The organism is Dickeya sp. MK7 (assembly GCF_000406305.1).
In the GTDB taxonomy this organism is placed as follows: domain Bacteria; phylum Pseudomonadota; class Gammaproteobacteria; order Enterobacterales; family Enterobacteriaceae; genus Dickeya; species Dickeya fangzhongdai.
The window spans coordinates 2,559,115-2,572,246 of the sequence record NZ_CM001984.1 but is presented as its reverse complement, the minus strand read 5'-3'; the positions used below and the strand labels follow the sequence as shown (position 1 = coordinate 2,572,246).

Genomic DNA, 13,132 nt, shown 5'->3' with positions numbered 1-13,132 from the left:
AATGTTGTTACAGATCACTCGGGTTGGGATTGATTATGCCACTTAAAAAATATCTCGGGAGTGACGTTTTGGAAAAAATCTGGTTAGCGCGTTATCCGGCGGATGTCCCCGCGGAAATTGACCCGGATCGCTACGCTTCGCTAATCGAGTTGTTTGAACACGCGGTGGCGCGTTATGCCGACCAGCCCGCCTTTATCAATATGGGCGAGGTGATGACCTTCCGTCGGCTGGAGGAGCGCAGCCGTGCTTTTGCCGCTTACCTGCAGCATCAGTTGAAACTGAAAAAGGGCGATCGCGTCGCGTTGATGATGCCGAACCTGTTGCAGTATCCGATCGCGCTATTCGGCGTCCTGCGGGCCGGTCTGGTGGTGGTCAACGTCAATCCGCTGTATACGCCGCGTGAGCTGGAGCACCAGTTGAAAGACTGCGGCGCCTCGGCCATCGTTATCGTCTCCAATTTTGCCCATACGCTGGAAAAGGTGGTGTACAACACCCCGGTGAAACATGTGATCCTGACCCGCATGGGCGATCAACTGGCGCCGGCTAAAGGCACGCTGGTCAACTTCGTGGTCAAGTACATCAAGCGTCTGGTGCCGAAATATCACCTGCCGGACGCCATTTCGTTCCGTCAGGTGTTGCAACAGGGCAAACGGATGCCGTATGTGAAGCCGGAGGTGAACAATCAGGATCTGGCGTTCCTGCAATATACCGGCGGCACCACCGGCGTCGCCAAGGGAGCGATGCTGACTCACCGGAATATGCAGGCCAATCTGATGCAGGCCAGAGCGGCTTATGGCCCGGTATTGCAGGAGGGACAGGAGTTGGTGGTGACGGCGCTGCCGCTCTATCACATTTTTGCGCTGACGGTGAATTGTCTGTTGTTTGTCGAAATCGGTGGAAAAAACCTGCTGATCACCAACCCGCGCGATATTCCCGGCATGATCAAAGAGCTTACGCACTACCCGTTTACCGCCATTACCGGGGTGAATACGCTGTTCAACGCCTTGCTGAATAACGCTGCGTTTAGCCGGCTGGATTTCTCCACGCTGCGGCTGTCGGTAGGCGGCGGCGCATCGGTGCAACAGGTGGTGGCCGAGCGCTGGGAAAAACTGACTGGCATCCATCTGCTGGAAGGCTATGGATTGACGGAAAGCGCGCCGCTGGTGGCGGGAAATCCGTATGATCTGCAACATTACAGCGGCAGCATCGGCTTGCCGGTGCCGTCCACCGATGTGCGTATCGTCAATGATGACGGTCAGGATGTGGCGCCCGGCGAACCCGGCGAATTGTGGGTGCGCGGCCCGCAGGTGATGTCCGGCTACTGGCAGCAGCCTGCCGCGACTCACGACGTGCTGAAAGAGGGCTGGCTGGCGACCGGTGACATTGTCACGGCGGACGAGCAGGGGTTCCTGAAAATCGTCGACCGTAAAAAAGACATGATTCTGGTGTCCGGCTTCAATGTTTATCCCAATGAAATCGAGGAAGTGGTGGCGCGCCATCCGAAGGTATCCGAAGCGGCGGCGATTGGCGTGCCCAGCGAAACGTCGGGCGAAGCGGTCAAAGTTTTCGTGGTGTGCCGCGATCCCTCGCTGACGGTGGAGGAGCTGATCAGTCACTGCCGTCGTAACCTCACCGGGTATAAGGTGCCGCGGCTATTCGAATTCCGCGCCGAGTTACCGAAGTCCAACGTGGGAAAAATTCTCCGGCGTGAGCTGCGTAATGAGCAGTCAGCCGCCTGAAGGTTGCCTGTGGTAGCCATGACGGGTATGGTGGGGGCCTGCCTGCTGAGCACCACAGGACAACATCGCCTTTCGCGTCAAGCCATTACCTGCCCTGATGGAGCGGTCTGACCCGCGTGATGTCGATTGTCCGCCATGAATATGTTCCATGCCCCGGTCGCGGTTGCCGCACCGGGGCGCAACCAAGAGAATACCGTTTTGAATTATCAGTTGATTACTACCGATGAAGGATTATCAGCGGTGTGCGCGCAGGCGTGCGCAGTGTCCGAGGTGGCGCTGGACACCGAGTTTGTCCGTACCCGTACCTATTATCCGCAACTGGGGCTGATTCAGTTGTATGACGGTGACAATCTGTCGCTGATCGACCCGTTGGCGATCGGTGACTGGGCGCCGTTTCGCGCGCTGTTGCAGAACCCGCAGGTGACCAAGTTTCTGCATGCCGGCAGCGAAGACCTGGAGGTGTTTCTGAATGCGTTCGGCTGCCTGCCGTCGCCGTTCATCGATACCCAGATTCTGGCGGCGTTTCTGGGTAAGCCGTTGTCCTATGGTTTTGCCGCGCTGGTGGCGGATTACCGTCAGGTCACGCTGGATAAAAGCGAATCCCGCACCGACTGGCTGGCGCGTCCGCTCAGCGAAAAGCAGTGCCAGTACGCCGCGGCGGACGTGTTCTATCTGCTGCCGGTAGCCAGAACGCTGGTGGAGGAAACCCGTACCGCAGGCCGGTTGGAAGCGGCGCTGGACGAGTGCCTGTTACTGTGCCAGCGCCGTCAGGAGGTGCTGGCGCCGGAATTGGCGTATCGGGAGATCGGCAATGCCTGGCAACTGCGCGGCCGTCATCTGGCCTGTTTGCAGAAACTGGCGGCGTGGCGTCTTCGTAAGGCGCGGGAGCGCGACAGCGCGGTCAATTTCATTGTTCGGGAAGAGAACCTGTGGCAAGTGGCCCGTTGTCTGCCCGGTTCGCTTGGCGAGCTGGATTCGCTGGGGTTGAGCGGGCCGGAAATTCGCTATCACGGCAAGACGCTGCTGGCGCTGGTGGCGGAAACCGCAGCGCTGAGCGAGGCGGATTATCCGCCGCCGGTGGTCAATCTGATCGACTATCCCGGTTATAAGAAAGCGTTTCGCGACATCAAGGCGCTGGTGCAGCAGTGTGCGGAGCAAAGCGGATTGTCGGCCGAATTGCTGGCATCCCGGCGGCAGATTAACCGATTGCTGAACTGGCACTGGAAACTGACATTGCCGGAGAATGAACCTGAAATGGTAACCGGCTGGCGTGGCCGCCTGTTTGGACCAGGTCTGAAAGATATTCTGGCGCATTACTGATATCGACATGCCGCCCTTGCAGACAAGGGCGGCGGCCGCAACCGTTTCCTGCTGGAGCAGGGGAAACGGTGATTACTTATCGGCGGGCGTCGTGGGCTCGTCGGCTTCCGGCAAGGTGACGTTCAGTTCCAGCACGGAAATGTCGTCGCCTTTCTGTTCCAACTGCACCGTCACCATCTCCGGGTCAATCTGCACGTATTTGCAGATGACTTCCAGAATGTCGCGCTTCAACTGCGGCAGGTAATGCGGTTCACTGTCCCCACGGCGTCGCTCCGCGACAATAATCTGTAGCCGTTCCTTGGCGATATTGGCTGTCGTTTTTTTGCGGGACAAAAAGAAATCGAGTAACGCCATGATTTACCCCCCAAAGAGTCGTTTCAGGAAGCTTTTCTTCTCTTCCTCGATAAAACGGTAAGGCCGTTCTTCTCCCAACAGACGATCCACGGTGTCCTCATAGGCTTTGCCCGCATCGGCGTCTTTGTCCAGAATGACCGGCTCGCCCTGGTTGGACGCACGCAGCACCGACTGATCTTCCGGGATCACGCCGACCAGAGGAATGCGCAGAATTTCCAGCACGTCCTCCATGCTCAGCATGTCGCCGCGGCTGACGCGGCCCGGGTTGTAACGGGTGAGCAGCAAATGCTCTTTGATCGGCTCCTGGCCCTGTTCGGCACGGCGCGACTTGGAGGACAAAATCCCCAGGATTCGGTCGGAGTCGCGTACTGACGACACTTCCGGGTTGGTGGTGATGATGGCTTCATCCGCGAAGTAAAGCGCCATCAACGCACCGGTTTCAATACCGGCGGGGGAATCGCAGATAATGAAGTCGAACTCCATGTCGGCCAGATCCTTGAGTACCTTGTCCACGCCTTCACGGGTCAGGGCTTCTTTATCGCGGGTCTGCGACGCCGGCAGGATATACAGATTTTCGGTACGCTTATCTTTTATCAGCGCCTGATTCAGGGTGGCGTCGTTCTGGATGACATTCACAAAGTCATACACGACCCGGCGCTCACATCCCATGATCAGGTCGAGGTTACGCAGACCGATGTCAAAATCGATGACAACCGTCTTCTTACCTTTTTGGGCTAAACCGGTAGCAATGGCCGCGCTTGAAGTGGTCTTGCCAACGCCCCCTTTACCTGAAGTAACAACAATGATGCGTGCCATAAATAATTCCTTTCAAGGGCCTAGTCTAGAGGTTGTATGGTCAGAACATGGTCGGGCGGACTGAGTTTCAGGCGCGCCGCCTTCCCGAAATAGTTTTCCGGTATCTGATCGCTGAGCCAGTAACGCCCGGCGATCGACACCAACTCGGCGGCCAGATGGGTGCAGAAGATCTGGCTGCTGACATCGCCAGAAACCCCCGCCAGCGCACGGCCGCGCATCATGCCGTAAATATGGATATTGCCATCGGCAATGACCTCGGCACCGGCGCTAACATGGCTGGTAACGATAAGGTCACAGTCGCGGGCGTAAATTTGCTGTCCGGAACGGACGGGTGTATTGACCACCCGGGTTTTAACCGGCGCGGCGACCGGCGCCGGCGGTTGAGTCGCCCGGCGTTCCTTGCCTTCGCGCAACAGCGGGAGCCCCGCTTTGGCGATAGATAGCCTGAGTTGCTCATCATCGCACCCGCTTACCCCCACTACCCGCAGACCGGCGGCGGTAATCGCCTGCTGGAGCTTAATCCAGTCAGCGTCAACGGGCAGCGCCGAGACATTGACGACTACCGGCGCGTTTTTAAGAAACGCCGGCGCCTGTTCGATTTTTTCCTGCAGGGCCTGGTGAATAATATCGGGCTGCGCATCATGCAGATGAACAACGGATAAGGTAAAGTTGCTGCCTTTCAACTCAATTGGCGTTTGTGACATCTGTCCTGACTCAGTTTCAGCATCTTTAAATCCCCAGAGTAGCATTTAAGGCATGATATTCCAGAGCGCTTCAAGCATGTTATAGTCACATGAAAATACAGGCAAGACACCATTCCCCTAGTTCAGAGTAAAAAACATGTATTGTGTGATCTACAGAAGTTCCAAACGCGATCAAACATATCTCTATGTCGAAAAAAAAGACGATTTTTCCCGCGTGCCTGACGAACTGATGAAAAGTTTCGGCCTGCCGCATCTGGTGATGTTATTACCGCTTGATGGCAGGAAAAAACTGGCGTCAGCGGATATTGATAAAGTAAAACAGATGCTTATTGAACAGGGTTTTTATCTGCAACTGCCGCCGCCGCCGGAAAATCTATTGGATGAACTGCAGGCAAGTGTAAAAAAATAATACCCGAATTATTTTTCAGATAATGTTCGCTGCCGCGACGGGAATTGGCCGCTGTTTTTTAATACAGGGGTGTCAGAAATAAACCGGGCAATGGTTTAATCCTGTTCATGCTATTTCCCAATACTGATTTATATACAGGTATATTCGTCGCAGCGATTAAATAAACGAATTTTCATCCACCCCGCGTAATTCCTTTCTTCGGCCGGCGTATTGATAGCGGTCGCAAAAGATAGTACGGGGGTTATGATAAATTTCGGATACCGTTGTTCATCAATCGCGCTTACTTTTTTGATGGCGATGCCGGTATGATGGGCAAGCCGAGTCTGTCATGACAGGCTGGCGCCATCCGCTAACAGAAGGTCAGGAGAGGGTACATGTATCAACACAGAGACTGGCAGGGCGCATTACTGGATTTTCCGGTTAACAAAGTGGTATGCGTCGGCAGCAACTATTCCGAGCACATTCGTGAAATGGGCAGCGCCAAATCGGCGGAACCGGTTCTGTTCATCAAGCCAGAAACCGCGTTGTGCGATTTGCGTCAGCCGGTGGCGATTCCTAAAGAGCTGGGTTCGGTACACCACGAGGTTGAACTGGCGGTGTTGATCGGCACGCCGCTCAAACAGGCTAATGAAGAACGGGTTGCCAGAGCGATTGCCGGTTACGGCGTAGCGCTGGATCTGACGCTGCGTGATTTGCAGGCCGGGTTCAAGAAAGCCGGGCAACCGTGGGAAAAAGCCAAAGGGTTCGATGGTTCCTGTCCGGTATCCGGGTTTATCCCGGTGGCGGAATTTGGCGATCCGCAGCAGGCGGAACTGGGCATCAGCATCAATGGCGAAGTGCGTCAGCAGGGGAATACGCGTGACATGATCACGCCGATTCTGCCGCTGATCGCTTACATGAGCCGCTTTTTCACCCTGCGCGCCGGCGACATCATCCTGACCGGTACGCCGCAAGGGGTGGGGCCGCTGCAGCCGGGCGATGCATTAACCATCACGCTCAACGAGCGCACGCTGACAACCCACGTTATCTGAGTATTCTGTCACCGCTCGCGGCGTTGCCGCGGGTGGTATCCCGCCGCATCCCCCTTTACAATACACAGTCAGATACAATACACAGTCAGACGCCCTGTTTATCATCATCGGAATTGCAGTTATGACTCAAAAACCCTTTTGGGAAACCCAAACCCTGGAGCAAATGTCGGACGACGAGTGGGAAGCGCTTTGTGACGGCTGCGGGCGTTGCTGTTTGCATAAGCTGATCGATGAAGACACGGACGAGCTCTATTTCACCAATGTGGCCTGTAATCAGCTGAATATTAAAAGCTGTCAGTGCCGTAACTATGCGCGCCGGTTTGAATACGAGCCGGATTGCATCAAGCTGACGCGGGAAAACCTGTTGTCGTTCGACTGGTTGCCCGAAACCTGCGCTTACCGGTTGATACACGAAGGGAAAGGGCTGCAACCGTGGCATCCGTTGCTGTCTGGCTCGAAAGCGGCGATGCATCAGCAAAGGATCTCGGTGCGCAACATCGCCGTGCGTGAAAGTGATGTGATGGATTGGCAGGACCACATCCTGAACAAGCCGGAGTGGGCCAGATAATTCGTTGTTTATCGCCGCTCTGGCGACGGCTGATTTGCTCGACTCTGCTGCTTTTGACGGGGGAGGATAACAGCTAAAACCGGGCCGGCGATAGCCTGACCCGGTTCAGGACGCTTTTACCGACCGAACAGGTCGCGGCGTTTGGGGCGGAAAGGTTGGGCGATCAGCACCAGCACGGCGACCAGCAGATAGGCGCCGAAAATCACGATCATCCACTGCGGCATTTCCAGATTCAGGAAACTCCACTGGCGCTCGGCGCAGTCGCCGGTGGCGGTGAAAATCGCCGGCAGCCATTTGTCCAGCGGCAGCCAGGACGGGAAACTGACAAAAAAGTCGCAGGTGACGAAAGGCGACGGGTGCAACTGAATATTAGTGTGTTTGATGGCCAGCGACAGTCCTTCCCAGGCACTGTAAATCCATAACCCGATTGCCGGATAGCGCAGCAGCGTACCGGGGGCAACGGCGCCCACCAGACCGGCGGCCATCACGCCGTAGAGCGCGGCGCGCTGATAGATGCACAGTACGCAGGGCTTAAGCATCATCACGTACTGGAAGTAGAGGGCAATCAGTTCAAAAGCCAGTGCCGTGAACGCCATCAAAAGCCAGGCGCCCCGACCGCGGGAGCAACGGTTCAAAAATCGCAACATAAAAATATTCCATGCTAAAAACGATAGTATGGGCAGTGATAACCGTGCTCGCTGCCCTCATTGAATCTCTGATCCGGATGAACTGACGTTTCTTGCGGCGGCGCCAGTGACGCCTGTACCGCTCGGAATCTGCATCAGTGCCTGAGGAGATTCTGCTGTGCCAACAAATACTCTGCTGTTTTTAACGCTTTCTATGAGGGATCGCCAGTTTCATGGCGAAATCCGCCCCTTACTATACACGATTTATGCTGGTGCATGACGGTATTGATCAATGAAGTGTCCGCATCATCTTATGAGAGCACAACACGATGATAAATAGCGGAAAAGCTAAATAGGGTACGGAGAAATGATCGGTACGGCGGCAGGGCATCGGAAAAAGTGAAAATAAAACCCCGCGCGCCCAAAAATCGGCACCCGCTTGAGGTGGTGCGGATATCCAGCAGCCTGCGGTAAGTACAAGCAGCAATAGCTGTTTGATAAACGCAATTCCCGTTATCATTGGAAACCGGCAATGACAAAACTTTTATATTATTGGCAACGTCATGCCATACTTGATCTGAACTGATCAAGCCAGTGAAAATAGCCTCCGGCGCCAGCAGATCCGCCGGGTTACGACAGGCCGTATTTCAGGGCATGCCCAGAATGAAAATAAACCCGACGACCGGCCGACGGCAAATGCGTTAACCGAAAGAACAGCAGGTGATTGATAATTAGAAATAATAGAATGGCTGGCTTGTACCCGTTCGGAATGTTGCCAGGAACGTTTTTCAGAAGAATGCGGTTGAAGTGGCGGATCCCGCACCGTTGGCTTTCTTCTTTAACGTTAATTTAATTTAACAATCGATGTGTGTTTAAAGAAAATTACCGTAAAGCGGGGCATATTCGCGTTTGTCTGGCAGGAATTGTCTTTAGTCACAGTTTTTATATCGAATTAAGATTTTCAGGTCCTGCTATGCTATGTGATGTAGGGTTCGTTTGGTATGATGATGTTGACTTTCACTAGTAAACATCGCTACGGAATATAAACTTATGGTTATAAAGGCGCAAAGTCCGGCGGGATTCGCGGAAGAGTACATTATTGAAAGTATATGGAATAATCGTTTTCCCCCGGGATCCATTCTGCCTGCGGAACGGGAGTTGTCCGAATTGATCGGGGTCACGCGCACTACGTTGCGCGAGGTGCTGCAGCGCCTGTCCCGTGATGGGTGGCTAACGATTCAGCACGGTAAACCGACCAAAATCAACAACTTTTGGGAAACTTCAGGGCTGAATATTCTTGAAACGCTGGCCCGGCTGGATCACGACAGCGTTCCTCAATTGATTGACAACCTACTGGCGGTGCGCACCAATATCGCCGGGATTTTCATTCGCACCGCGATTCGTCTGCACCCGGCTAAATCGGTCGAAATACTTAAGCTGACTGAATCAGTTAAGGACACATCGGATGCCTACGCCGAACTGGATTACAACGTGTTCCGCGGATTGGCGTTCGCCTCCGGCAACCCGATTTACGGCCTGATTATCAACGGGTTGAAAGGGCTGTATATCCGCGTTGGACGCTACTATTTCTCCAATACGGAAGCTCGCAAAACCGCACTGGCGTTCTATCGCCGTCTGGAGTCGCTGAGCCGTGACGGGCTGTATGAGCAGGTTCCCGATGTGATCCGCCAATACGGCAAAGAGAGCGGAGCGCTGTGGCACAGCATGCAGAACACCATTCCGCGTGATCTGGCCGAAGGCCGCGGTTAGCTGATAAAAAGCCCGGTTTATGAAAAACCGGGTTGTAAAAAACGGGTAGCCATCTCAGCTACCCGTTTTTGTTGCTGGCGATCCGCCAGGGCGTCACAGGGCGGCGTTGCGTGGCGGGCAGCGATCAATCAGTTCGACGCTGCCGTCCTCATTCATTTGCTCCAGCGTTACCTCAAATCCCCATAAACGGTACACATGTTTCATCACCTCATGGCTGCTTTTGTCCAGCGGTGCGCGATTCTGCGGCACATAACGCAAGGTCAGCGAGCGATTGCCGCGTAAATCCACGTTCCAGACCTGAATATTGGGTTCGATGTTGCTCAGGTTGTACTGGGAAGACAGTTCCTGACGGATCTTCCGGTAGCCTTTTTCATCGTGGATGGCGGCGATCTCCAGATAATTATTGCGGTCGTCATCCAGTACGGTAAACAGACGGAAATCGCGCATCACTTTGGGCGAGAGGAACTGGCTGATGAAACTCTCATCCTTAAAGTTCTGCATCGCGAAGTGCAGGGTATCCAGCCAGTCTTTGCCCGCGATGTCCGGGAACCAGTAACGGTCTTCTTCCGTCGGCTCCTGACAGATACGCTTGATGTCCTGAAACATGGCGAAGCCGAGCGCATACGGGTTGATGCCACTATAGTAAGGGCTGTTGTACGGCGGCTGGTAGACCACGTTGGTGTGGCTGTGGAGAAACTCCAGCATAAAGCGGTCGGACAGTTTGCCCTCGTCATACAGATGATTGAGGATGCTGTAGTGCCAGAACGTGGCCCAGCCTTCATTCATCACCTGCGTCTGTTTTTGCGGGTAAAAATACTGGCTGATCTTACGCACGATACGCAGGATTTCGCGCTGCCAGGGTTCCAGCAACGGGGCATTTTTCTCCATGAAATAGAGCAGGTTTTCCTGCGGCTCATTCGGGAAACGACGGGCTTTTTCCGGCGATGTTTCCTGTTCGCGGCGGGGAAGCGTACGCCAGAGTTCGTTTACCTGGCTTTGCAGATAGGCTTCGCGGCTTTTTTGACGCAGTTTTTCCTCTTCCAGCGAGATTTTCTGCGGTCGTTTGTAGCGATCCACGCCGTAATTCATCAAGGCGTGGCAGGAGTCGAGCAACTTTTCCACCTCGTCAACGCCGTGGCGCTCTTCGCATTGGGCGATGTACTGACGGGCAAACAGCAGATAATCGACGATTGAGCTGGCGTCGGTCCAACTGCGAAACAGGTAGTTGCCCTTGAAAAACGAGTTGTGGCCGTAACAGGCATGAGCCATCACCAGCGCCTGCATCGGCATGGTGTTCTCTTCCATCAGGTAGGCGATGCAGGGATTGGAGTTGATGACGATTTCGTAGGCCAGCCCCTGCTGACCGTGCTTGTAACGTTGCTCGGTTTCGATGAATTTCTTGCCGAACGACCAGTGGGCATAGTTGATGGGCATCCCGATGCTGGAATAGGCGTCCATCATCTGCTCGGAGGTGATCACCTCGATTTGGTGGGGATAGGTATCCAGACGGTACAGTTTGGCTACCCGGTCAATTTCATCCAGATAGACCTGCAGCAAATCGAATGTCCAGTCAGGTCCGTCACTCAGACGTTGTGGGCTCGTTACCCGCTCATCAGTCGATATAACCATCAGCGCACCCCTCACTATAACTGCCGCCACCTCATTGCGCCGGCATACTTAATCGTAGCTTACTTTGGGAAAAGTGATGTGAAATCGGTAGCTTGGATGAAGCCTTCGGGTGAAAAAACGGATGGCATGCTGCCAGCGCTACGCCTGATTGGCTGCACGTCGCCAATGTTTATCCTACGTTGCCGTGTTCACTCTCTCATAATAAATAAAAGCTATATCTGCAACAGATGACAATTAACGGCCAAATGCTAAAGTAGACTTTTATTTTGGTGTTTACGGCGTTAAGCAGCATATTCCGCGGGATTAGCGGAGGAAGTGGGGAGAACGGTAATAATGAAGGTGGTTGTTTTAGGGAGTGGTGTTATTGGCGTCAGCACAGCCTGGTATCTGGCGCAATCAGGACATGACGTCACCGTTATTGACCGGCAGGCTGAACCCGCGCTGGAAACCAGCGCCGCCAACGCCGGTCAGATTTCCCCGGGCTATTCTGCGCCCTGGGCCGCGCCGGGTATTCCGCTCAAGGCGGTTAAGTGGTTGTTTCAGCGGCATGCGCCACTGGCGATTCGCCCGGACTTTACCGCCACGCAACTGCGCTGGATGTGGCAGATGCTGCTGAATTGCGACAGCGCGCATTATCGCGTCAATAAAGCCCGCATGGTCAGACTGGCTGAATACAGCCGCGATTGCCTGCAGGCGCTGCGCGCCAAAACCGGTATTGCCTATGAAGGGCGTCAGGGCGGCACGTTACAACTGTTTCGTACCCCGCAGCAGTATGAAAACGCTTACCGTGATATCGCGGTGCTGAAAGAAGCCGGCGTACCTTATGAACTGCTGGAGGCCGATCAACTGGCCACGGTCGAACCGGCGCTGGCTGGCGTGCGTCATAAACTGTCGGGCGGGTTGCGCCTGCCGCACGATGAAACCGGCGATTGCCAGCTGTTTACCCGGCAACTGGCGACGATGGCGGCGGCGGCGGGCGTCACGTTCCGTTTCGACAGCGTGGTGCAGCATCTCGACGTAGACGGTCAGCGGGTCAGCGCGGTGTATTGCAACGGCGAAAAGATCACGGCTGACGCGTATGTCATGGCGTGCGGCTCTTATTCCCGCGGTCTGCTGGAAAAATGGTTCGACATCCCGGTCTATCCGTTGAAGGGCTATTCGCTGACCATTCCGCTGTCCAGCGAGGCGGGGGCGCCGGTTTCCACCGTACTGGATGAAACCTATAAGATCGCTATTACCCGCTTTGACCAGCGCATCCGTGTCGGCGGCATGGCGGAAATCGCCGGATTTGATCTTTCGCTGAATCAGAAACGCCGTGAAACGCTGGAGATGGTGGTGCGCGACCTGTACCCGGACTGCGGACCGGTGGAGCAGGCGACGTTCTGGACCGGATTACGGCCAATGACGCCGGATGGCACGCCGCTGGTCGGGCGCTCGCCGTTACACAATCTTTATCTGAACACCGGGCACGGTACATTGGGCTGGACCATGGGATGCGGTTCCGGTCAATTGCTGGCCGATATCATTTCCGGCAACACGCCGGCAATTGAATATGACGATCTCTCCTTCTCCCGTTATGCCTAGTCTGTAATTCCGATCGTTAGCTAACCGCCCCATTGGGGCGGTTAGGCTTATCAGTAAACCCTGTTAAAAAACCGTGAAGCATCATGGGTGGAAACAACACGTCTCCGTTATCCGGTTGTCATTCAAACTTCCGTCTGGTTCTCACTCGCTTACTTTTTCATGAATAAATAATCCGTCAGTTTATTCCCGGAGATGGAAAAAAGAAGCGGGATTGAAAAAATATGATTAATATCAGTTTGTTGGGTTATTCCTTTTCGGCATATTAATTGAAATTTTTTTGTAAATTTTTGTATTGTTTTTGAAAAGATGACGAATTAATATGTCGCCGATTATTACTGCATGGATGTGGTCTGCGTAACAGGACGTTGGCGGTTCCCGCTGTCATTCTTCTTTGCCTCTCCCTTCCAGCTTTTTCCTCGCCGTCGGCCCCGACGGAAATACACAGCAGCCGATATCGCGGTAGCGTTTGGGCGCAAAAATAAAAAATGGTACGGGCCTGTTCAGCCGCATTCATTCCGCAGGATCTGAATGGGTTATGCAGGTGTGCCGTTAGGTTACTGGTTTGCCTTGTGCATTATTATT

Annotated in this window: 13 protein-coding genes; 7 read left to right on the top strand and 6 right to left on the bottom strand. The window is 54.3% G+C overall.

Annotation, left to right across the window (positions count from 1 at the left end; all coding sequences use genetic code 11):
- Positions 1-68: 68 nt before the first annotated feature.
- Both fadD and rnd read left to right on the top strand, forming a co-directional pair.
- On the top strand, positions 69-1,739 hold the full coding sequence (gene fadD / locus DXXMK7_RS11150; protein ID WP_038919152.1) for a long-chain-fatty-acid--CoA ligase FadD: 1,671 nt from the start codon (positions 69-71) through the stop codon (positions 1,737-1,739).
- Positions 1,740-1,937: 198 nt separating this feature from the next.
- A complete protein-coding gene (gene rnd / locus DXXMK7_RS11145) occupies positions 1,938-3,059 on the top strand; it encodes a ribonuclease D (RefSeq protein ID WP_038920983.1) in 1,122 nt (373 codons plus the stop codon).
- Positions 3,060-3,131: 72 nt separating this feature from the next.
- On the opposite strand, the gene minE is transcribed toward rnd, so the two are convergent.
- Genes minE through minC form a run of 3 tightly spaced genes read right to left on the bottom strand, consistent with a single transcriptional unit; the run spans position 3,132 to position 4,933 of the window.
- The gene (minE, locus tag DXXMK7_RS11140) at positions 3,132-3,413 is read right to left on the bottom strand and encodes a cell division topological specificity factor MinE (RefSeq protein ID WP_033570808.1); all 282 of its coding nucleotides are present in this window, start codon (positions 3,411-3,413) and stop codon (positions 3,132-3,134) included.
- A 3-nt stretch (positions 3,414-3,416) separates the two neighbouring features.
- Positions 3,417-4,229: a septum site-determining protein MinD gene (gene minD / locus DXXMK7_RS11135; RefSeq protein ID WP_038658412.1), complete on the bottom strand. Its 813-nt coding sequence runs from the start codon at positions 4,227-4,229 to the stop codon at positions 3,417-3,419.
- A gap of 20 nt (positions 4,230-4,249) precedes the next feature.
- Positions 4,250-4,933: a septum site-determining protein MinC gene (gene minC, locus DXXMK7_RS11130; RefSeq protein WP_038658414.1), complete on the bottom strand. Its 684-nt coding sequence runs from the start codon at positions 4,931-4,933 to the stop codon at positions 4,250-4,252.
- A 136-nt stretch (positions 4,934-5,069) separates the two neighbouring features.
- Between minC and DXXMK7_RS11125 the strand changes: the two genes are divergently transcribed.
- The 3 genes from DXXMK7_RS11125 to DXXMK7_RS11115 all read left to right on the top strand — a co-directional run bounded on the left by DXXMK7_RS11125 (position 5,070) and on the right by DXXMK7_RS11115 (position 6,941).
- The gene (locus tag DXXMK7_RS11125) at positions 5,070-5,342 is read left to right on the top strand and encodes a YcgL domain-containing protein (protein ID WP_013318040.1); all 273 of its coding nucleotides are present in this window, start codon (positions 5,070-5,072) and stop codon (positions 5,340-5,342) included.
- 374 nt (positions 5,343-5,716) lie between these two features.
- Positions 5,717-6,373: a fumarylacetoacetate hydrolase family protein gene (locus DXXMK7_RS11120; RefSeq protein ID WP_038658419.1), complete on the top strand. Its 657-nt coding sequence runs from the start codon at positions 5,717-5,719 to the stop codon at positions 6,371-6,373.
- Positions 6,374-6,494: 121 nt separating this feature from the next.
- Positions 6,495-6,941: a YcgN family cysteine cluster protein gene (locus DXXMK7_RS11115; RefSeq protein ID WP_022633724.1), complete on the top strand. Its 447-nt coding sequence runs from the start codon at positions 6,495-6,497 to the stop codon at positions 6,939-6,941.
- A gap of 116 nt (positions 6,942-7,057) precedes the next feature.
- Here the strand turns inward: DXXMK7_RS11115 and dsbB are convergent, their stop codons facing one another.
- A complete protein-coding gene (gene dsbB, locus DXXMK7_RS11110) occupies positions 7,058-7,588 on the bottom strand; it encodes a disulfide bond formation protein DsbB (RefSeq protein WP_038919151.1) in 531 nt (176 codons plus the stop codon).
- Between the two features lie 290 nt (positions 7,589-7,878).
- A complete protein-coding gene (locus DXXMK7_RS23265) occupies positions 7,879-8,187 on the bottom strand; it encodes a hypothetical protein (protein WP_123130522.1) in 309 nt (102 codons plus the stop codon).
- Between the two features lie 430 nt (positions 8,188-8,617).
- Here DXXMK7_RS23265 and fadR point away from each other — a divergent pair, with 430 nt between their 5' ends.
- Positions 8,618-9,337, top strand: coding sequence for a fatty acid metabolism transcriptional regulator FadR (gene fadR / locus DXXMK7_RS11105; RefSeq protein ID WP_038919150.1), 720 nt, complete (start codon positions 8,618-8,620; stop codon positions 9,335-9,337).
- Positions 9,338-9,430: 93 nt separating this feature from the next.
- On the opposite strand, the gene DXXMK7_RS11100 is transcribed toward fadR, so the two are convergent.
- Complete coding sequence (locus DXXMK7_RS11100; RefSeq protein ID WP_038919148.1) at positions 9,431-10,966, bottom strand: SpoVR family protein; 1,536 nt, start codon at positions 10,964-10,966, stop codon at positions 9,431-9,433.
- Positions 10,967-11,299: 333 nt separating this feature from the next.
- Between DXXMK7_RS11100 and DXXMK7_RS11095 the strand changes: the two genes are divergently transcribed.
- Positions 11,300-12,550: a D-amino acid dehydrogenase gene (locus tag DXXMK7_RS11095; protein WP_038919147.1), complete on the top strand. Its 1,251-nt coding sequence runs from the start codon at positions 11,300-11,302 to the stop codon at positions 12,548-12,550.
- Positions 12,551-13,132 lie beyond the last annotated feature (582 nt).